The sequence below is a fragment of the Variovorax sp. Root411 genome (assembly GCF_001425205.1).
Taxonomy (GTDB): domain Bacteria; phylum Pseudomonadota; class Gammaproteobacteria; order Burkholderiales; family Burkholderiaceae_C; genus Variovorax.
The window spans coordinates 83,960-103,532 of record NZ_LMDW01000016.1 but is presented as its reverse complement, the minus strand read 5'-3'; the positions used below and the strand labels follow the sequence as shown (position 1 = coordinate 103,532).

The window sequence follows — 19,573 nt, the reverse complement described above, 5'->3', positions numbered from 1 at the left end:
GAAGAAAAAGGCTTGAACGATTATGTCATTCGGGTTCTGTCGTCGCCGTCGGACGTGAGCCCGGAAGCATGGAACGCGCTGCTGGCCGCCGAGGCCGAGCCCTCGCCCTTCATGCGCCACGAATACCTTGCGGCGCTGAACGACAGCCGCAGCGCCTCGCCGGACAGCGGATGGGTGCCGCAGTTCGTCACGCTGTGGCAAGGTGAGCAGTTGCAGGCGGCGTGCCCGTTCTACATCAAGGACCACTCCTACGGCGAGTACGTGTTCGACTGGGCCTGGGCCAACGCCTACGAACAGCACGGGCTGGCCTACTACCCGAAGGCCGTGGTCGCCGTGCCGTTCACGCCCGTGCCCGGCACGCGGCTGCTGGCGCACGACGCGCAGAGCCGCACATTGCTGGTGCAAGGGCTCGTCGCGCTGTGTAAACAGGAAGAACTGTCGTCGCTGCACCTGCTGTTCGGCGCCGAGGCGGACATCGCCGCCTGCGCCGAAGCCGGCCTGATGCTGCGCAACACCGTGCAATTCCACTGGACGAACACGGCATCCACGGCCGGCACCGGATACGCCGACTTCGACGCCTTCCTCGCCAGCTTGGCCCACGACAAGCGCAAGAAGATCCGCCAGGAGCGCCGCAAAGTGGCCGACGCGGGCGTGAGCTTCCGCTGGTCGCGCGGCGCCGACATCTCGAAGGCCGATTGGGATTTCTTCTACCGCTGCTACGAACGCACCTACCGCGAGCATGGCAACCCGCCCTACCTCACGCGCGACTTCTTCCGGCGCATGGCCAGCACCATGCCCGAGGCCTGGCTGCTGTTCGTCGCCGAGCGCAACGGCAAGCCGATGGCCGCCAGCCTGATCGCCCTTTCGACGCAACCCGACAAGCCGCTGGTTGCCTATGGCCGCTACTGGGGTGCGCTGGAGCGCGTCGACTGCCTGCATTTCGAGGCCTGCTACTACCAGCCGCTGGCCTGGTGCATCGAACATGGTGCCCAGCGCTTCGAGGGCGGCGCCCAGGGCGAGCACAAGATGGCGCGCGCGCTGATGCCGGTGAAGACCACCAGCGCCCACTGGCTGGCGCATCCCTCGTTCGCCGATGCGGTCGAGCGCTTCCTGGAGCGCGAGGGCGCGGGCATCGAGAACTACATGGACCACCTGGGCGAGCGCAGCCCCTTCAGGTCCGCCTGAGTTGCCATTCCGGGCTGCAATGAGGCCGGACTGCGGGCCTTGCACCCGCACGCGCCAGTTCGAACTGGAGCGGCCTACTTCTTGTAGGCGGCGATGCCGTCCAGGATTTCCTTCTTGGCCGCGTCGATGCCTTCCCAGCCCAGCACCTTGACCCACTTGCCGGCTTCCAGGTCCTTGTAGTGCTCGAAAAAGTGGCTGATGGCCTTCAGGCGCATCGGGTTCACGTCGTCGACCGACTTCCAGTGGCTGTAGATCGGCAGCACCTTGTCGGTGGGCACGGCAAGCACCTTGCCGTCGACGCCGGCTTCGTCTTCCATCATCAGGATGCCCAGGGGGCGGCACGGCACCACCACGCCCGGCAGCAGCGGGTACGGGGCAATCACCAGCACGTCGACCGGGTCGCCGTCGCCCGACAGCGTCTGCGGCACGTAGCCGTAGTTGGCCGGGTAGTACATGGCCGTCGTCATGAAGCGGTCGACAAAAATCGCACCGGATTCCTTGTCGACTTCGTACTTGATCGGATCGGCGTTCATCGGGATTTCGATCACGACGTTGAAGGCATCGGGGACGTTCTTGCCGGGGGAAACTTTGTCGAAGGACATGACGTTTTTCGAGTAGTTGAAAAGTATGAGAGGGATGGGGACAAACCCGGAGTTTACTTTCCGTGTCACCAGCCCGTCGCACACGCACTCGTTTTTGCCTGTAAATTGCAAGCGTTGGCCAATCGGCTCCGCACCCAGGTGCAGCGAGCTTCGAGGAAGCAACGCGGCGGAGAACATGGTCCCGTACGCGTTGCGCGCAGGGCTCATGCTGTCCGTCTCCACAAGTCACAACGAACGAATGGAGAAGCAAAGCATGATCGGCAACACCCCCCTGATACTGGCGATCGTCTGCGGCCTCGTGGCCGTGGCCTACGGTTTCTGGGCTCGAAGTTGGATTCTCGCGAAGGACCCGGGCAACGCCCGCATGCAGGAGATCGCGGCGGCCATCCAGGCCGGCGCCTCGGCCTACCTCGCCAAGCAGTACAGCACCATCGCCATCGTGGGCGTGGTGCTCGCCATCCTCATCGCCATCTTCCTCGACCTGACCACGGCGGTCGGCTTCATCGTGGGTGCGGTGCTCTCGGGTGCCTGCGGCTTCATCGGCATGAACGTGTCGGTGCGCGCCAACGTGCGCACGGCGCAGGCGGCCACGCACGGGATCGGCCCGGCGCTCGACGTCGCGTTTCGCGGCGGCGCCATCACCGGCATGCTGGTGGTGGGCCTGGGCCTGCTGGGCGTGTCGGTCTTCTACTGGGTGCTGGCCGCCGGCGGCATTCCGGCCGGGGCCCACGGCCTCTCGGCCCTCCTCAATCCGCTGATCGGCTTTGCCTTCGGCTCCTCGCTGATCTCGATCTTCGCGCGGCTGGGCGGCGGCATCTTCACCAAGGGCGCCGACGTCGGTGCCGACCTGGTGGGCAAGGTCGAAGCCGGCATTCCCGAAGACGATCCGCGCAACCCGGCGGTGATCGCGGACAACGTGGGCGACAACGTCGGCGACTGCGCCGGCATGGCGGCCGACCTGTTCGAGACCTACGCCGTGACGCTCATCGCCACCATGGTGCTGGGCGCGCTGATGGTTACCGCGGCCCCCACCAACGCGGTGCTGTATCCGCTGGCACTGGGCGGCGTGTCGATCATCGCGTCGATCATCGGCTGCTTCTTCGTGAAGGCGTCGCCGGGCATGGTCAATGTGATGCCGGCGCTCTACAAGGGCCTGGCGGTGGCGGGCGTGCTGTCGCTGATCGCGTTCTGGTTCGTCACCAGTTGGCTCATTCCCGACAACGCGATCGCTGCGAGCGGCAGCCAGCTCAAGCTGTTCGGCGCCTGCTTCGTCGGCCTTGCGCTGACGGCCGCCCTGGTGTGGATCACCGAGTACTACACCGGCACGCAGTACAAGCCCGTGCAGCACATCGCGCAGGCCTCGACCACGGGCCACGGCACCAACATCATCGCGGGCCTGGGCGTGTCGATGCGCTCGACAGCGTGGCCGGTGATCTTCGTGTGCATCGCGATCCTGGCTTCCTACTCGCTCGCCGGCCTGTTCGGCATTGCGGTGGCCGCGACCTCGATGCTGAGCATGGCCGGCATCGTGGTGGCGCTCGACGCCTACGGCCCCATCACGGACAACGCCGGCGGCATCGCCGAGATGAGCGAACTGCCCGACAGCGTGCGTGCCGTAACCGACCCGCTCGACGCGGTCGGCAACACCACCAAGGCAGTGACCAAGGGCTACGCCATCGGCTCTGCCGGCCTCGCCTCGCTGGTGCTCTTTGCCGACTACACCCACAAGCTGGAGAGCTTCGGCCAGGCCATCAGCTTCAACCTGAGCGATCCGATGGTGATCGTCGGCCTCTTCATCGGCGGCCTGATCCCCTACCTCTTCGGCGCGATGGCGATGGAAGCCGTGGGCCGCGCGGCCGGTGCGGTGGTGGAAGAAGTGCGCCGGCAGTTCCGCGACATCCCCGGCATCATGGAAGGCACCGGCAAGCCCGAATACGGCAAGGCCGTGGGCATGCTGACCGGCGCGGCCATCAAGGAAATGATGATTCCGTCGCTGCTGCCGGTGCTGGTGCCGATCGTGGTCGGCCTGGTGCTCGGGCCGAAGGCGCTGGGCGGGCTGCTGATGGGCACCATCGTCACGGGCCTGTTCGTCGCCATCAGCATGTGCACCGGCGGCGGCGCCTGGGACAACGCCAAGAAGTACATCGAGGACGGCCACTTCGGCGGCAAGGGCAGCGAGACGCACAAGGCCGCCGTCACCGGCGACACCGTGGGCGACCCCTACAAGGACACCGCCGGCCCGGCCGTGAACCCGCTGATCAAGATCATCAACATCGTGGCGCTGCTCATCGTGCCGCTGGTGGTGAAGTTCCATGCCGGCGATGCGGCAGCGGCCGTGCCAGCGAAGGTCGAGATGCCGCCGGCCGCGACGGCACCTGCCGCAATGGCGCCGTCGACCCCATCCACGCCTGCCGCGGCGGTCGCCTCAGGCGCCGTATCGGCCGCCGAAGCTGCCGCAGTAAAGGTCGAGAACGGCGTCGTGAAGTTCTATTTCGCAAGCGCCAGCGCCGAAATCGCGCCCAACGCCAAGGAGGCACTGGCCGACGTCATCAAGGCCGTGCAGAGCGGCAGCACCGTGCTCGTGAGCGGCTACCACGATGCCAGCGGCGACCTCGCGAAAAACGCCGAACTCGCCAAGCAGCGCGCAATGGCGGTGAGCGATGCGCTCAAGGCCGCCGGCGCGCCTGCGGACAAGATCGAACTCGCCAAGCCCGAGCAATCGCAAGCCGACGGGTCTCCCACCGAAGCTCGCCGCGTCGAAGTGAAAGTAAAGTCCTGAAATGCCCACGCCCGAACGACTCGAATCATTCATCGCCGCCGTCGAGGGCGGCGCGCACGCCAAGGCCATCGAGGATTACTACACCGAAGATGCCACCATGCGCGAGAACCAGGCCGAGCCGCGGCGCGGCCGCGGCACGCTGGTGGCGCAGGAAACCGCCGTGCTCGCCCGCACCGAGATGGTGGTCTCCACCTGCGTGCGGCCGGTGCTGGTGAATGGCGACCATGTGGCCATCCATTGGATCTTCGAGTTCACGTTCAAGGGCGGCAGCAGGATGCGCATGGAGGAGATCGCCTGGCAGCGCTGGGAAGGCAATTGCATCGCGGAAGAGCAATTCTTCTACGACCCCGCGCAGAAAAAGCCGGGCTGAACGCTTCCGCGCAACGCCGACCTGAGCCTCGAGCTCTAGCGCCCGCTCTCGGCCGCCACGGCCCGCACCAGCCGCGTGGCGGGCGCCACCAGTTCGCGCAGGTCGCCTGCTCGATCCTGCTCGATGGCCTGCAGCACCAGTTCGTTGATGCCGCCGACCACCGTCATCGCCATCTGTCCCGACAGGTGCACACCGGGGTCTTCCGCGCCGGCACTGCCGCTGTTGATCGCCACCTGGATGAAGTTGGCGATCTCGTCGTTCACCCTGCGCCGCACCACGAGGCCGGGCATGCCGAGCCCCAGGATCTCGACGAACAGCGTGCGCAGCAGCACAGGGTCTTGCGCGAGGTAATCGAAGTACGCGGTCATGGCCTGCTCCACCTGCGCATGCCAGGGCTGCACCGGATCGAAGGCCTCGCTCACCGCCTGCAGCGCGCGCCGGCTGGCGGTCTCGTAGAGCGCGATCAGGCACTCGGTCTTGGTGCTGAAGTGTTCGTAGAAGGTGCGGCGCGACACGGCGGCCTCGCGCACGATGTCGGCGATGGTGGTTTCGGCGTAGCCCTTGGCTGCCACGGCATGCGCCATGCCTTGCAGCAGGCGCGTGTAGTGCTCGCTTCCGATGCCGTCGGCTGACCTGGCAGGGACGGCTGTTTCGATGGTTTCACTCATGAACGGCACATTTTCCTACGTCACGGTACTTGACAGTACCAATCTTCGATTGCACCATGGAAGCATGCCGGTACGAAGATGTACCAACTATTTCCATCCCGCGCTTTTTCCGAGGCTTGTTTTTCATGACTGATCTCGTGGTCCGCCGCCTTCTGATCGATCTGCAATCGCCCTTTGCCCGCGACTGGTGCGGCGGCGACGCATTCTCGACCGCTTTCTTCAACGCCCTGTCGATGAGCTTCCCCTTCGGCGAGCAATTCTTCATCGACGCGGTTCGCGATGCCGTTGCCACGCTGCCGACGGAAGTGCAGGAAAAGCACCGCGCCGACTTGCGCGGTTTCATCGGCCAGGAAGCCACGCACCGGCGCATTCATTCGCTCTTCAACAACCACTTGGAAAGCCAGGGCCTGGTGGATGGCTGGACGGCGCGCGCGGGCAAGCGCCTGGCGCTGATGGAAGACGCCGATCCGCGCCACGCGCTGGCGGTGACGGCGGCCACCGAGCACTTCACGGCGCTGTTCGCCGAATGGCTGCTGGCCCACCCCGAGATCCTCGACGGCGCCGAGCCCCGGCTGCGCACGATGTGGCTGTGGCACAGCGCCGAAGAACTGGAACACAAGAGCGTGGCCTTCGACATCTACAAGGCCACGGGCGGCTCCGACGAATGGCGCACGCGCTGGTTCCGCCGCGTTACGGCAATGTTCCTGGGCGACCTGATGCACCAGACCATCGACAACCTGCGCCGCGAAAAGCAACTGTGGAAATGGTCGACCTGGAAGAGCGCCGCACGCATCCTGCTGAGCCGCGACGGCCTGCTGCGCGGCAACCTGGCCGGCTGGCGTAGCTACCTGCGCCCGGACTTCCATCCGATACAGCAGGACAGCAGCCTCTCGGTGCGCTGGCTGGAGGACAACCGCGCGCAGTACACGCCCATAGGCACGGCACCCGAAGCAGCGGCCGCGGGTTGACCGGCAAGAAGGCTCAATAGAAGTTGGCGCGTTGCGGCGCACCGCCGCCGACCTGCTGGTGTTCGGGGCGCAGCGCCAGGTCGTGCAGGGTGTCGAAATCGGACGGAGCGTCCGGCACGCGCATCACCATTTCCAGTTCGTGCATCGAGGTGACCCAGCGGCCGGCCGGCGATTCGGCAGGCTCGTCGTTGGCGAACACGCCGTCGCGAATATAGAGGGTCTCGCCCTCGGGGCGCTCGGCATGCAGTTCGATCAGGCGTGCGATCGAGAAGTTGTACGTCACGAGCTTCTCGCGCGTCTTGCGGTCCTTGCCGCCGCAATTGAACGAGCCTTCCGCGGCAATGACGATGCAGGAGCCGTCCACGCCCCCGTCCATCTCGATCTCGTTGCCCGAGCGCCAGATGGCGTTGGGCAGTCGCACGCGCACCTTGTCGATCACGAGGTCGCGCTGCTTGTTGAGGCTGCCCAGAGGGGGCACCAGCGAACGCAACTGCCGCAGCCGCTCGGCGAAGTTGTCGTCCATCAGGAATTCGACGTGGTGGGTGGCGCTGCCGGAGGAGCGCTTGACCACCTGGATGACCACGTGGCGCGACTTAGCCATGGCAGAACCCCTTTGCAAGCGTTGAATTCCATGTCCCGCGAGGGGCGTCGACGGCGTGGCTGCAATTCATTGGAAATCGGCTACAAATTAGAACTTTTGAATTCATGCAATTACTTGCATCATTTGTGTCTAACTGTATAGCGATTGGCAACAATGTGGAAGGCCAATCCGTGACTTATGCACGCGGAAATGTCTCCAAAATGCCTCCCCGATGTGCTAGCAGGAGTCATTCCACCGGATTCGGTCAACCCCCTATTCGAGGGATTCGTCGAGCGCCTTGCAGGAAGGGGCGCAAACGGTCTGGGACTTGCCCAGCACCTGACGGGTGCGCAGCTGCGAGCGCACGCGGTGCTTGCCGCACATGAAGCACGACATGGTCGCGCCACTGAACGACGCCGAGGCGCGGAACGGCGAACCGGGCGTTTTCGATTTGTAACGCAGGCCGTCCGCCACCACCGCCGTCTTCACTTCACCCTTCGCCATGCGTCTTGTCCTTGCTGTTCGGTTCGGCACGGCGTATCGCGCGTGCAATGGCTTCCCGGGCACTGGCTTCAGCAGCCAGGGAAGCGTCCAACGCCGAGCGGCAAAGCCCGGCGTGCTGGTAATTGAGGTTCTCGTACACCTCGGCCGCGGCCGGATAAGCATCGAGCAGACGGCCGAGTTCGGCGCCCTGCTCGACATCCTCGAACTCATGCACGAGGTGTTCGACCACGGAACGGTACTGCTCTGCGCCAACGGGCACAGCGCTGTGTTCAAGCTTTTCCAGCAGTTGTGCCAACACGTGGGTCACTGCCAGATCGGTCTTGGGAGACGGATTATCGGTCGTGTTCATGGTTCGCATCTGGGGGCAGCATACGCCTATGCAAGTGGCTGCTCGCACGGGGAGGTCTCTGGCGCCCCGGTTTCCTGGGCCGCCTGCATCCGCTGGAGCAGGCTGTGCAGCATTTCGGTGGACAACCCGTGGATCACCAGCCGATGCCCCGCCCGCAAGGTCGACAGGGGCACGAGCGGGTGCTTGTTGTTGACCAGAATGAGGTGTTCGGGCGCGGCCAGGATCGTGGCCGCGTAGATGCCGATGGTTTCGTCCAGCTGCAGGGAGTTGGCGGCACGCCAAAAATCGTTGTCCGTCAGCATCAGCTGGTAAAGCGGCGTAAAAAGCTCGATCGCGCTTTGCAGGTCGAGAAAATTGAGCTTTCCCCGGGGCATGTCTTCCAGCCGCGGACCGGGCTCCCTGATCATCGAGAAATCGGCCTGTTCCGCCTTGCACAGCGCCACGCCCTTGTCGCGCAGCGCCTTGTTTAGCCGGATCACGAAGTTGAACAGGTTCAGGTCGTGCTTCAGGAACATCTCGTCCTTCAGCGCGTCGATGTCGGCCGGCTCCAGCGGGCTCGTCGCCACCGGGGCCGGCGAGTTTCGCCCGATGAAGGCCAGCACCTGCGAGCCCAGGTGAAAGTGCCGCAGGATCAGCCAATTGGCCTCCGGCGAAACAAAGCGCTTCAGCCCCCAGGCGAGAAGTCGGTGCAGCAACATCGAATGCGACCAGTTGCGCGGCACGAACACCTTCACGATCTGGATCAGGATGATCGTCAGCCGCGCGATCGGCCGCAGGAACGGCAGCAGGTACTGGCGCGAGGCCGAACTCGAATCGGCCAGCCACGCGGCCTTGACGTCATCGGGCAGCGGCGTGCTCTGGTCGAGGTACAGCGCCAGCCAGGGGCTGGGGTCGCGCTCGTCGTGCGCCTGGGTCAGGAAATCAGGTGTTCGGTCCATGGGGGCTGCGTTCGGTGATGTGCTGGAACTGCATCAGGTACAGCGCGGCCGTGTGGCGCGCGGTGTCGGCAATCTGTCGGGCGGCGCGGGCCTGCCCTTCCACGGCCATGACCATTTCGACCGCCGTGAGCCAGCGGCTCAGGTGATGCTCGTCGTTATGGCCGTGGTACTCGAGGAAGCGGAAGGCATCGGGCGGCAGCTTCAGGCTGGCCTTGAGCAGCGGCAGCAGCGCCGGCACGATGCGCTGGCCCGTGCCCTCGATGATGTAGATCGCGCCCAGCAGCCCGATCGGGTCGCGCGTGGCGGCCAGGCCATGCAGGTAGGCATTGAGCGCCTCGCCGCCGGGGTTGCGGCGCAGGTCCTCGATTTTCTCGACCGTGCCACCGGCGTTGCGGTAGTCGCTGAAGAGGATGTTGAAGTCGTTCTGCTCCTCCCCCGCGTGCACGCCGATCAGCGAGGCCAGCACCTGGTACGGCTCGCTCAACGAGGCGGCGCCTTCGCGCATCCACAGGCTGCCTTCGCGCACCTGGGGCACCCATTGCCCCATCCAGTTCAGGTAGTCGGGCACGGCAAAGCGGCGCTCGCGGATCTGGCGGACCAGCGGCGTGCGCCAGACGCGGGAGCGGTAGTCGTGCCAGATGGCGGCCAATTCGGTCAACAAGGCGCCGAGGCCGTCGGGTGCGGCGGCCGGGTCGTGCGGGGGCGCGATCACGAGGTCGTCGTCGGGCGCCGCCGCCGCGCGCGGCGCGACGACCACCGGCACGGCATCGACCGCCTCCACTTCGAGCAGCATGTACGCTGCCATGAAGCGCCCCGACTCCGGCACGTAGCAGAAGATCTGCTCGCCGGGCTTCAGCGCCTTGGTGTGCAGGAATTCGGCCAGCATCACGAGGATCGACGCTGCGCCGGTGTTGCCACGCCATGCGAGGTTGCTCCACCAGCGTTCGCGCGGGATCGACAGGTCGGCCTTGGCCATCAGGTCCTCGACCACCGGAATGAATTTTTCGGACGAGTAGTGGCACAGGAAGTGATCGACCCGCTTCGGATCGACCCACCCGTCGCGCACCAGCCCCGCGTACTCGTGGATGCCGATGTCGAACAGGTGCGGCAGCAGGCGGATGTCCTGGCGCAGCGATAGCGCACCCGCAGCTTCGGCCTCGGCCCAGGAACCGAAATCGAGGTGGCCGCGTGCCCGGTCTTCGGTCAGCCCGAGCTGCATGCACACCGGATAGTCGCCCGAGAAGGCGCGCTGGTGCACCCACTTCAGCTTCAGCCGCAGCCCCGGTGCGCCGGCCAGTGCGGGCGTACCGTCGGACAGCAGCAAGGCGCCCGCGCCATCGGACAGCATCCAGCGCAGGAAGTGCGAGTCGAAGTCGGTCTCGTAGCCACGCGCCGCGAAGCGCGAACGCTTGAACAGGCGTGACGGCATCTCGCTCGCCACCGCCATCGCCGAACGATGAGCGCCCAGTTCGATGCCCTGCGCGGCAGTCTGGATCGCCGACACGCCGGCCGCGCAGATGCCGTGCACCGAGTGCGTCTCCATCGGCTGCGCGGCCAGTTCGCCCTGGATCATGTTGGCGAAGCCCGGCATCAGCGTGTCGCCGCCCGACGAGCCGCTGGCCAGCAGCGACACGCGCGACAGCTCCGCCCCACCCCGCCGCAGGCAGTCGCGGATGGCACCGGCCGCCAGTTGCGCATTGGTGTGGCGGGTCACGCCTTCCTCGTCGATGGCGTAGTGCCGCGTGAGGATGCCGTTCTCCGCCAGGATGCGCCGCTTGATGCGCTCCGACATGCGGTTGAGCGGCGCGATGTAGACGTCCATACGGTCGTTGGGAATGGGCTCGCCCGGCATAAAGTAGCCGGCGCTTTCGAGGTAGACGCGTTGAAATGAGACGGGCATGGTTCAGTTGATGGATGAATCGGGAGGCATCAGCGGGCGGCTGCGAAAACGCGGCCACACGGCCCCCAGCAGGAACACCCGCACCATGTACGGCACCAGCCCGCCCTCGTTGAGCACGGGGTCCACCTGCGCGCGGTAGCGCGTGCGATGCAGGCGGGTGAGCTCGGACCAATGGGCATGCGGGTTCTCGTGGTGTGCGGTGTGCAGGCCGATGTTGAACAGCAAGGGGTTCACCAGCCCCTCGAAATTGCGGGCGTAGTTCAGCCGGCTACCCGGGGTATCGCCCTGCGCCTCCTTGCGAGGCGCCTTCCGGCCGTCGGCATGTGCGTGCTGGAGGTAGTTGGTCGCCAGCAGCCAGTGCAGGCCATGCAGCTGGGGCGCAATGACGAAGACCAGTGCCTTGCGCCAATCGAGCGCCAGCAGTACTGCCCAACTGGCCAGCCACAGCACGTACTGCGCCATGCAGTAGCGCCACGCGCCGCGCCTATGCAGCCGCAGCCGAGCAAGCCACGCGAAGAACACCGGCATCAGCACCCACACCGCCTGGAACGGATGCAGCAGGTAACCCCGCAGGTGGTTGGTGTCGCCGCCGAAGCGGTAGGTGCGCGCCACGTCCTTCGGCCCGTGCCGATGCCGGTGATGGTTGGCCACGTGCGCAGGCCAGAACACGAAGGTGGGGTGCCCCTGCAGCAGCGTGATCCAGAAGTCCGTCAGCCGGTTCATGCGGCGCCCGCGCCACATGCGCAGATGCACATGGTTGTGATGGATCACGCCGACGCCGAGCGTCAGGAGCAGCGTCAGCCCATACAACAGGACATCGAAGCCGTGGAACCACTGCCACGCAGCCAGCACAGGCAACGCGACGAGATAGGCAAGGCTCTGCCAGTCGCGCCAGTGACGCAGCCGCGGCAGGTGGCGACTCGCGTCAGGCCGTGGTTGCGCCATGCTTCTTGCGGTAGGCCCGGAGAATCGGCTCGGCTGCATCGGCCGCGACACGCGTTCCGAACAGCCGGTCCATGAACGTGAATTGAAATCCGTAGTTGCCGTTGTGCACGGCGTGGTGCAGATGGTGCCGGCGGCTCGCCGCGAACCAGTTGCTGTACGACACGCCCGTGAAGAAGTCGTAGTTCGAATGCCCGATGCAGTTGAAGAACAGGCTGAACACCGGCACCGCCGCCAGCGACCAGAAACTGAAGTCGTGCACCACCATCGGCAGCAGGATCACGTTGCCGAGCATCAGCGCCTCGACGGGATGAAAGCTGTAGGTGGCCCAAGGCGTGGTCACGAACGAGCGGTGGTGCGGTCCGTGAAAGCGCCGCAGCCAGCGCGTATGCAGCAGCCGGTGGTTGATCCAGAAATGCACGTCGTTCCAGAAAGCCAGCGCGACGATCTCGACCGCGATCTGCCGCCACCCCGCATCGCCGTCGAGCCGCGCCCAGCCCAGCTGCAGCAGCCCCCATGGAAACACCATGCCCAGCCCGAAGATCAGCACCGACACGCCCGACTGCCCCAGCTCGCGCTGCAGTTGCCCCGGCTGCAACGGCCGCGGATCGAGTTCGCGCCCGAGGCCCAGCGCCGGCAGCACGCAGTTCGTCAACAGCCAGGTGATGCCGCCGAAGCCGAGATAGATGCCGCCGAAAAAAAGTACGCCCCACAGCATGACCTGCGGGGCGGACAACGAGGTGAAGGTCTGCGCCATCCCCCGAGGCTACAACAGCATCTCGGGAACGATCGGCGCGATGAGCATGTTGTAGAAGCGCTGGAAGAAGCCCGACTCGGGCTCCGAGGTCAGGATCATTTCCTTCTCGCCATCGCTCGTCAGCCACTCCAGCGTGCCGGTGCCCTTGGCCAGCCGCAGCCGGTAGGAGTTCTGCAGCTTGCTGATGTTGATGACGCGCAGCATCTCGCGCGCCAATTGCGGGCTGTCGACCACCACGCCCATCTCGGTATTCTGGCTGGCCGAGCGCGGGTCCAGGTTCATCGAGCCGATGAAGATGCGTGTCTTGTCGATCGCAGCGGTCTTGGCATGCAGCCGGCCGAGCGACTTGCCGAACATGCCGAAGCGCTCACCCGCGCTGGTGCGCTGCGGGCTCAGTTCGTAGAGGTCGGCGCCGCTTTCGAGCAGCCGCTGGCGATAGCGCGCATAGCCGGTGTGCACCAGCGGCTCGTCGTTGGCGGCCAGAGAATTGGTCAGCAGCGTGAGCTTGACCTTGCGCCTGGCCAGGTCCTCGAAAGCCTCCATGCCGCGCTCGCCCGGCACCAGGTACGGCGAGGTCAGGTCAACCTCGGTCTTGGCGTCGAGCAGCAGCGCCCAGACCTTCATCGTCACACTGGTGGCGATGGCCTGGTCGGCGGACATGGTCGCGGGCTTGGTGGGCGGGTCGGCGATGGCGCGGGCCTCGCCCCACAGCAGGCCCATGCGGCCGCCGTCGAGCTCCTCGGCAATGGGCCCGTAGCCGAGGACGTCGGACGGCGGCAGCACGATCTTCGGCGGCGGTGCGGCCATGCCCACCCAGCTGTCGAAATCGGCGCCGTTCGGCTTGCGGCCACCCTCGCCCGTGACGATGTCGGCAATCGGCCAGACCTGCACGCTGTTCCAGTAGGCGTCGAAGATCGATTCGAGCTGCGGCACCACCTTGCCGATCACCAGCGCGTCCATGTCGATGAAGTTCTGCGCCTCGCTGAGCACGAAATACTCTTCGGCGATGTTGCGCCCGCCCACCACCGCCATCACGCCATCGGCAATGAAGAGCTTGTTGTGCATGCGGTGGTTGAGCCGCGAAATCTCCCACGGCGACGCCGCGAAGCGCGACAGGAAGCCGTTGCGCCCGCAGCAGAACGGGTTGAACAGGCGCACGTCGACATTGGGCGTCTCGGACAGTGCCAGCAGCAACTGCTGGCTCTTGACGGTGTACAGGTCGTCCACCAGCACCCGCACCTTCACGCCGCGCATCGCCGCCTCGCGCAGCGTGCGCAGCAGCAGTCGGCCGACGGCGTCGTTCTCGAGCTGGTAATACTGCACCACCAGCGAACGCTGGGCCCGCTGGGCCAGCTGGATGCGTGCGTCGAGCGAGTACACGCCCAGCGGCATCAGCCTGAAGCCCGAGTGCTCGCCGGGCGGCGTGGACGCGGCGGCGATCTTCGCGAGCATGGTCGACGAGTCGGCAGAGGTGGCAAATTCCGCGGGCCGTTCCCGCGCCGGCGGAAGCGAACCGCAGGCGCCGAGCGCCGCGATCAGGGCGCCGGCGAGCGCGAGGCGCAGGAGCGAGAGGCAGGCGTTCATGATGGTGCTTCCATGGCGTGTTTCTTCCCCGTCGTTTCTTCAATTGTTCTGCTCAATACGCGGGCCGGCCTGCACCGGTTTCAAGGGCCCCTTTTGGCGATGCCCGGCCTAGAATTCGATCCACATCGCTGCGGAGTTACATCATGGCCCGTTCGCACCTCCATCGCATCGCCTGGATGACGGTTTTTTCAGCCCTGGCGCATCCCGCCTGGGCCGCCCTGGACATCGGCGACCCCGTGCCGAAGTTCACCGCCAACGCCGCCCTGGGCGGCAAGACCTTCCGCTATTCGCTGGCCGACGCGCTCGCCAAGGGGCCGGTGGTGTTGTACTTCTTTCCGGCGGCCGATTCCAACGACTGCTCGATCGAGGCCCACGCCTTCGCCGAAGCCGTGGACCAGTTCGCCGCACTGGGCGCCAGCGTGATCGGCGTTTCGGCGGACGACATCGGCACCTTGTCGAAGTTCTCGGTCAAGTCCTGCCAGAGCCGCTTTCCGGTGGCGTCGGACGAGGGCAAGACCGTGATCCAGGGTTTCGACGCGCTGATGCAGACGCGGCCCGACTTCGCCAACCGCCTGTCGTACGTGATCTCGCCGGACGGCAAGGTCGCCTACTACTACCAGAATCTGAATCCGGACAAGCATGTGGAGCGCACGCTGAATGCGGTGAAGGCGCTGCCGAAGGCCGGCGCGGCCAAGTAAGGATTGCGGGCCGCAGGGCCATGGGATTCGCGCGCTTCGCGCAAAATCCGCCCATGCAGCTCAACTACATCGCCAACGCGCACGTCCCGTCCTCTTCCGGCCGCACCCTGCCCGTCATCGACCCTTCCGACGGCCAGGTTTTCGACGAAATCCAGCGCAGCAACGCGGCCGATATCGACTCCGCCGTGCGCGCCGCACGCGACTGCTTCGAGGGCGTCTGGCATAAGGTCAGCGCGGCCGACCGTAGCCGCCTGCTCTACAAGCTCTCGCAGAAGATCGCCGAGCACGTCGACGAGCTCGCGCTGATCGAGCAGCGCGACTGCGGCAAGCCCGTGAAGCAGGCGCGCGCCGACGCCGTGGCGCTGGTGCGCTATTTCGAGTTCTATGCCGGCGCCTGCGACAAGCTGCACGGCGAGACCATCCCCTACCAGGACGGCTACAGCGTCTTCACCTGGCGCGAGCCGCATGGCGTCACCGGCCACATCATTCCGTGGAACTACCCGATGCAGATCTTCGGGCGAAGCGTGGGCGGCGCCCTGGCGGCCGGCAACGTGTGCGTGGTGAAGCCGGCCGAAGACGCCTGCCTCTCGCTGATCCGCGTGGCGCAACTCGCGGCCGAAGTCGGCTTTCCGGCCGGCGCGCTCAATATCGTGGCGGGCTACGGCCATGAAGTGGGGGACGCGCTCGCTCGTCACGAGGGCATCGACCACATCAGCTTCACCGGCAGCCCGAAGATCGGCACGCTGATCCAGCAGGTGGCGGCCGAGCGGCACTGCCCGGTCACGCTGGAGCTGGGCGGCAAGAGTCCGCAGATCATCTTTGCGGACGCCGACCTGGACGCGGCCATTCCCGTGGTCATCAATGCCATCGTGCAGAACGCCGGGCAGACCTGCTCGGCCGGCTCGCGGGTGCTGATCCAGCGCGACATCTACGAACCGCTGCTGGAGCGCCTGGGCCATGCCTTCGAGGCGCTGCGCGTCGGTCCCGCGGCCATGGACCTCGACGTGGGCCCGCTGATCCGCCAGACGCAGCAGCAGCGCGTATGGGACTTCTTGAGCGATGCGCAGCATGCCGGCATCCCGATGGTGGCGCAAGGCATCGTGGTCGACGAAGCGCCCGAGACCGGCTTCTACCAGGCGCCCACCCTGCTGCGCGACGTGCCGGTGAATCACCGGCTCGCACAGGAAGAGGTGTTCGGCCCGGTGCTGGCAGCCATGGCCTTCGCCGACGAAGACGAAGCCGTGGCGCTTGCCAACGCCACGCAGTTCGGCCTGGTCGCCGGCGTGTGGACCACCGACGGATCGCGCCAGTTCCGCATGGCCAGGCGCGTGAGGAGCGGCCAGGTGTTCATCAACAACTATGGCGCGGGCGGCGGGGTCGAGCTGCCGTTCGGTGGCGTGAAATCCTCGGGCTACGGCCGCGAGAAGGGTTTCGAGGCCCTCTACGGATTCACCACGCTCAAGACTGTCGCCGTCAAGCACGGCTGAGGCCAAGGCCGGCCAGCAGCCGCCCAAGTACAAAACGCTTTGCAGAACATTGACCTGGGACATGGTTTGTGCGGCGGCGATCAAGTAGCCTGAGGTTCACAGGCCCTTGGGCCGTGGCGCAAAATCGGACCCGCTTCATGAAAAACAGCAGCAATACCGTCATTCCGATCTCCACGATCGGCCGCGCACGCCCCGCCGTGGCCGTGCCGGACGTCGCCGTGCCCGCCACGGGGGTGCTGCTCGACCGCCTGGGCCGGCCCATGACCGACCTGCGCATCAGCGTGACCGACCGCTGCAACTTCCGCTGCAGCTACTGCATGCCGAAGGACGTGTTCGACAAGGACTACAAGTACCTGCCGCACAGCGCGCTGCTGAGCTTTGAAGAGATGACGCGGCTGGCCCGCCTGTTCGCCGCGCACGGCGTGCGCAAGATCCGCCTGACCGGCGGCGAGCCGCTGCTGCGCAAGAACATCGAAGGCCTCATCGAACAACTCGCCGCGATCCGCTCGCCCGCCGGCGAGCCGCTGGCGCTGACGCTCACCACCAACGGCTCGTTGCTCGCGCGCAAGGCCTCCGGGCTCCGGGCCGCAGGCCTGCAGCGCGTGACCGTGAGCCTGGACAGCCTCGACGACGCCGTGTTCCGCCACATGAACGACGTCGACTTTCCGGTGGCCGACGTGCTGGCCGGCATCGACGCGGCGCTGGCCGCCGGCCTCGGTCCCATCAAGGTCAACATGGTCGTCAAGCGCGGTACCAACGAGCAGGAAATACTGCCGATGGCTCGCTACTTCCGCACGCACCTCGGCGGCAAGGTGGTGCTGCGCTTCATCGAATACATGGACGTGGGCGCCACCAACGGCTGGCGCATGGACGAGGTGCTGCCCTCGGCCGACGTCATCGCTCGCATCCATGCCGAATTCCCGCTGGTACCGCTGGAAGCCGCCACGCCCGGCGAGACCGCCCAGCGCTGGGCCTATGCCGACGGCGGGGGCGAGGTCGGCGTGATCAGCAGCGTGACGCAGGCCTTCTGCCACGACTGCAGCCGCGCACGCTTGTCGACCGAAGGCAAGCTGTACCTCTGCCTCTTCGCCAGCGCCGGCCATGACCTGCGCCCGCTGCTGCGCGGCACCGCGAGCGACGACGACATCGCCTCGGCCATCGGCCACATCTGGCAGGGCCGCGCCGATCGGTATTCCGAGCTGCGCGCCCTGCGCGGGCCCGACAACGACAGCGGCGATGCCGGCGGCAAAGCCCCGCGCCGCGTCGAGATGAGCTACATCGGCGGATGACGCAGGCGGTCGCCATGCCCGCGCACGCCTTCATCGCGCCCGTCGACATCACGGGGCTTCTGCTGGCCGGCGGACGCGGCTCTCGCATGGGCGGGGTCGACAAGGGGCTGCAGCTTTTCAACGGCGAGCCGCTGGCTCTGCATGCGATACGGCGGCTGGGGTCGCAGGTCGGCCAGCTCATCGTCAATGCCAACCGCAACCTCGCCGACTACGAAGCCTTCGGCGTGCCGGTGTGGCCCGACAGCCTCGCGGACTATCCGGGGCCGCTCGCGGGCTTTCTCACCGGGTTGGAGCACTGCACGACACCCTGGCTGTTGACCGTGCCTTGCGACACACCGCTGTTTCCGCCAGACCTCGCCGCCCGGCTCGCCGAAGCGGTGGCCGCCGATGATGCAGAGATCGCGATGGTCAACGCCCCCGAAATCTCCGAAGGCGAGGCGGTGCTGCGCCTCCAACCCGTCTTCTGCCTGCTGCGCGCCGACCTGCGCGAGAGCCTGCAGCGCTACACCGAAGCCGGCGGCCGCAAGGTCCACGCGTGGACCGCGCAGCACCGCACAGTGCACGTGCCCTTCAACCGCCCCGGCGACGCGCCCGACGCTTTCTTCAACGCGAACACCCTGGCCGAACTGCACGCCCTCGAAAACCGATGAGCCGCATCGCAGACATTGCCTCCGCCCTTTCGGGCTACGACGCCGCCATCGACCTGAGCGTCGAGGCCGTCCACGCCTTTCTCGCGCAACTGACGGCCTCGGCCGTCGTCACGCAACGCGAGAGCGTCTCCTTGCTCGAAGCCCTCGGCCGCGTGCTGGCCGAAGACATCGTCTCGCCTATCAGCGTGCCGCCGCACGACAACTCCGCCATGGACGGCTACGCCTTCGACGGCGCGGTGCTGCCCCAGGACGCGCCCATCGACGTCTCGGTCACGCTGCGCGTGGCGGGAACGGCGCTGGCCGGGGCCGCCTGGCGCGGCGCGCTGGGCCCGGACGATGCGGTGCGCATCATGACCGGCGCCATGATGCCGGCGGGCCTCGACACCGTCGTGCCGCAGGAGTTCTGCAAGGTCGACGGCGACCGCGTGTGCTTTCCGGCCAGGGTGCTGCGCCGTGGCGACAACCGCCGCCTTGCGGGCGAAGACCTGATGCAGGGCCAGCCCGCGCTGCGCAAGGGCGAACGCCTGTCGCCCGCCGCGCTCGGCATGGTCGCGAGCCTCGGCCTGCAGGGCGTGCCTGCGCTGCGGCGGCTGCGGGTGGCCTACTTCTCGACCGGCGACGAGATCCTGAGCCTCGGCGACGCGCCACGCGAAGGCGCCGTGTACGACAGCAACCGCTACACCGTGTTCGGCCTGCTCGCGCGGCTCGGTTGCGAGGTGATCGACCTCGGCCTGGTGCGCGACGATCCGGCCACGCTCGCCGCCGCGCTGCGGCGCGCCGCGCGCGAGGCCGATGCCATCGTCACCAGCGGCGGCGTCAGCGCCGGTGCGGCCGACCACACGCGCGACGTGATGCAGCAGCTGGGCGACATGGCGTTCTGGCGCGTGGCCATGCGCCCGGGCCGGCCGCTGGCGGTGGGGCTGATCCCGCGCGAGGCGTCGCCGCAGCCGGCGGTGCTGTTCGGCCTGCCGGGCAATCCGGTGGCCGTGATGGTGACCTTCCTGGCCTTCGTGCGGCCGGCGCTGCTGCGCATGATGGGTTGCCATGACGCGGCAGCCGCGCCGCCGCCGCTTCTGCGCGCGCGCAGCACGGGCCCGATCCGCAAGAAACCGGGCCGCACCGAGTACCAGCGCGGCTTCGTGAAGACCGTGCCGGGCGCGTTGCCTGAGGTGTGCGTCGCGAGCCACCAGGGCTCAGGGGTGCTCAGCTCGATGGTCGAAGCCAACGGGCTCGTGGTGCTGCATCACGGCCAGGGCAGCATCGCCGCGGGCGAAGAGGTAGACGTGATGATGTTCGACGGCGCGATCTAGCCCGCCGCTGCGC

At 66.7% G+C, this 19,573-nt stretch carries 19 protein-coding genes; 9 read left to right on the top strand and 10 right to left on the bottom strand.

Features of this window, described 5'->3' with window-relative positions:
- The first annotated feature begins 12 nt into the window (after positions 1-12).
- Entirely contained in the window at positions 13-1,185 is a 1,173-nt protein-coding gene (locus ASC92_RS17135) for a GNAT family N-acetyltransferase (RefSeq protein ID WP_056518063.1), read from the top strand.
- Positions 1,186-1,259: 74 nt separating this feature from the next.
- Here the strand turns inward: ASC92_RS17135 and ppa are convergent, their stop codons facing one another.
- Complete coding sequence (ppa, locus tag ASC92_RS17130; RefSeq protein WP_056518061.1) at positions 1,260-1,787, bottom strand: inorganic diphosphatase; 528 nt, start codon at positions 1,785-1,787, stop codon at positions 1,260-1,262.
- 253 nt (positions 1,788-2,040) lie between these two features.
- Here ppa and ASC92_RS17125 point away from each other — a divergent pair, with 253 nt between their 5' ends.
- Positions 2,041-4,566 (top strand): sodium-translocating pyrophosphatase, encoded by a 2,526-nt coding sequence (locus ASC92_RS17125; protein ID WP_157609072.1) that lies wholly within the window; start codon positions 2,041-2,043, stop codon positions 4,564-4,566.
- Between the two features lies 1 nt (position 4,567).
- Complete coding sequence (locus ASC92_RS17120) at positions 4,568-4,936, top strand: nuclear transport factor 2 family protein (RefSeq protein ID WP_056518057.1); 369 nt, start codon at positions 4,568-4,570, stop codon at positions 4,934-4,936.
- 35 nt (positions 4,937-4,971) lie between these two features.
- Here ASC92_RS17120 and ASC92_RS17115 read toward each other — a convergent pair whose 3' ends face one another.
- On the bottom strand, positions 4,972-5,604 hold the full coding sequence (locus ASC92_RS17115) for a TetR/AcrR family transcriptional regulator (RefSeq protein ID WP_056518054.1): 633 nt from the start codon (positions 5,602-5,604) through the stop codon (positions 4,972-4,974).
- Between the two features lie 125 nt (positions 5,605-5,729).
- On the opposite strand from ASC92_RS17115, the gene ASC92_RS17110 reads away from it, so the two are divergent.
- The gene (locus ASC92_RS17110; protein WP_056518053.1) at positions 5,730-6,572 is read left to right on the top strand and encodes a metal-dependent hydrolase; all 843 of its coding nucleotides are present in this window, start codon (positions 5,730-5,732) and stop codon (positions 6,570-6,572) included.
- Positions 6,573-6,585: 13 nt separating this feature from the next.
- Here the strand turns inward: ASC92_RS17110 and ASC92_RS17105 are convergent, their stop codons facing one another.
- The 8 genes from ASC92_RS17105 to ASC92_RS17070 all read right to left on the bottom strand — a co-directional run bounded on the left by ASC92_RS17105 (position 6,586) and on the right by ASC92_RS17070 (position 14,126).
- Entirely contained in the window at positions 6,586-7,173 is a 588-nt protein-coding gene (locus tag ASC92_RS17105) for a hypothetical protein (RefSeq protein WP_056518051.1), read from the bottom strand.
- Positions 7,174-7,425: 252 nt separating this feature from the next.
- Entirely contained in the window at positions 7,426-7,656 is a 231-nt protein-coding gene (locus ASC92_RS17100; protein WP_007836713.1) for a hypothetical protein, read from the bottom strand.
- On the bottom strand, positions 7,643-8,014 hold the full coding sequence (locus tag ASC92_RS17095) for a hypothetical protein (protein ID WP_056518049.1): 372 nt from the start codon (positions 8,012-8,014) through the stop codon (positions 7,643-7,645). Before ASC92_RS17095 ends, ASC92_RS17100 begins: the two co-directional genes overlap by 14 nt.
- 17 nt (positions 8,015-8,031) lie before the next feature.
- Complete coding sequence (locus tag ASC92_RS17090; RefSeq protein ID WP_056518047.1) at positions 8,032-8,943, bottom strand: DUF6999 family protein; 912 nt, start codon at positions 8,941-8,943, stop codon at positions 8,032-8,034.
- Positions 8,927-10,843: a StlD/DarB family beta-ketosynthase gene (locus tag ASC92_RS17085; protein ID WP_056518045.1), complete on the bottom strand. Its 1,917-nt coding sequence runs from the start codon at positions 10,841-10,843 to the stop codon at positions 8,927-8,929. Before ASC92_RS17085 ends, ASC92_RS17090 begins: the two co-directional genes overlap by 17 nt.
- A gap of 3 nt (positions 10,844-10,846) precedes the next feature.
- A complete protein-coding gene (locus ASC92_RS17080; protein WP_056518044.1) occupies positions 10,847-11,788 on the bottom strand; it encodes a fatty acid desaturase in 942 nt (313 codons plus the stop codon).
- On the bottom strand, positions 11,769-12,542 hold the full coding sequence (locus ASC92_RS17075) for a sterol desaturase family protein (RefSeq protein WP_056518043.1): 774 nt from the start codon (positions 12,540-12,542) through the stop codon (positions 11,769-11,771). The genes ASC92_RS17080 and ASC92_RS17075 overlap by 20 nt, the downstream gene beginning before the upstream one ends.
- 9 nt (positions 12,543-12,551) lie before the next feature.
- Positions 12,552-14,126: a phospholipase D family protein gene (locus ASC92_RS17070; protein WP_056518040.1), complete on the bottom strand. Its 1,575-nt coding sequence runs from the start codon at positions 14,124-14,126 to the stop codon at positions 12,552-12,554.
- Between the two features lie 143 nt (positions 14,127-14,269).
- On the opposite strand from ASC92_RS17070, the gene ASC92_RS17065 reads away from it, so the two are divergent.
- From ASC92_RS17065 to glp, 5 genes are all read left to right on the top strand, one after another.
- Positions 14,270-14,824, top strand: a complete 555-nt coding sequence (locus ASC92_RS17065) for a peroxiredoxin (protein WP_056518039.1) — start codon at positions 14,270-14,272, stop codon at positions 14,822-14,824.
- Positions 14,825-14,877: 53 nt separating this feature from the next.
- Complete coding sequence (locus tag ASC92_RS17060; protein ID WP_056519099.1) at positions 14,878-16,311, top strand: aldehyde dehydrogenase family protein; 1,434 nt, start codon at positions 14,878-14,880, stop codon at positions 16,309-16,311.
- Between the two features lie 137 nt (positions 16,312-16,448).
- On the top strand, positions 16,449-17,600 hold the full coding sequence (moaA, locus tag ASC92_RS17055) for a GTP 3',8-cyclase MoaA (protein WP_056518037.1): 1,152 nt from the start codon (positions 16,449-16,451) through the stop codon (positions 17,598-17,600).
- A 14-nt stretch (positions 17,601-17,614) separates the two neighbouring features.
- Complete coding sequence (gene mobA, locus ASC92_RS17050; protein ID WP_056519098.1) at positions 17,615-18,250, top strand: molybdenum cofactor guanylyltransferase MobA; 636 nt, start codon at positions 17,615-17,617, stop codon at positions 18,248-18,250.
- Positions 18,247-19,560, top strand: coding sequence for a gephyrin-like molybdotransferase Glp (gene glp, locus ASC92_RS17045; RefSeq protein WP_056518035.1), 1,314 nt, complete (start codon positions 18,247-18,249; stop codon positions 19,558-19,560). The genes mobA and glp overlap by 4 nt, the downstream gene beginning before the upstream one ends.
- Positions 19,561-19,573 lie beyond the last annotated feature (13 nt).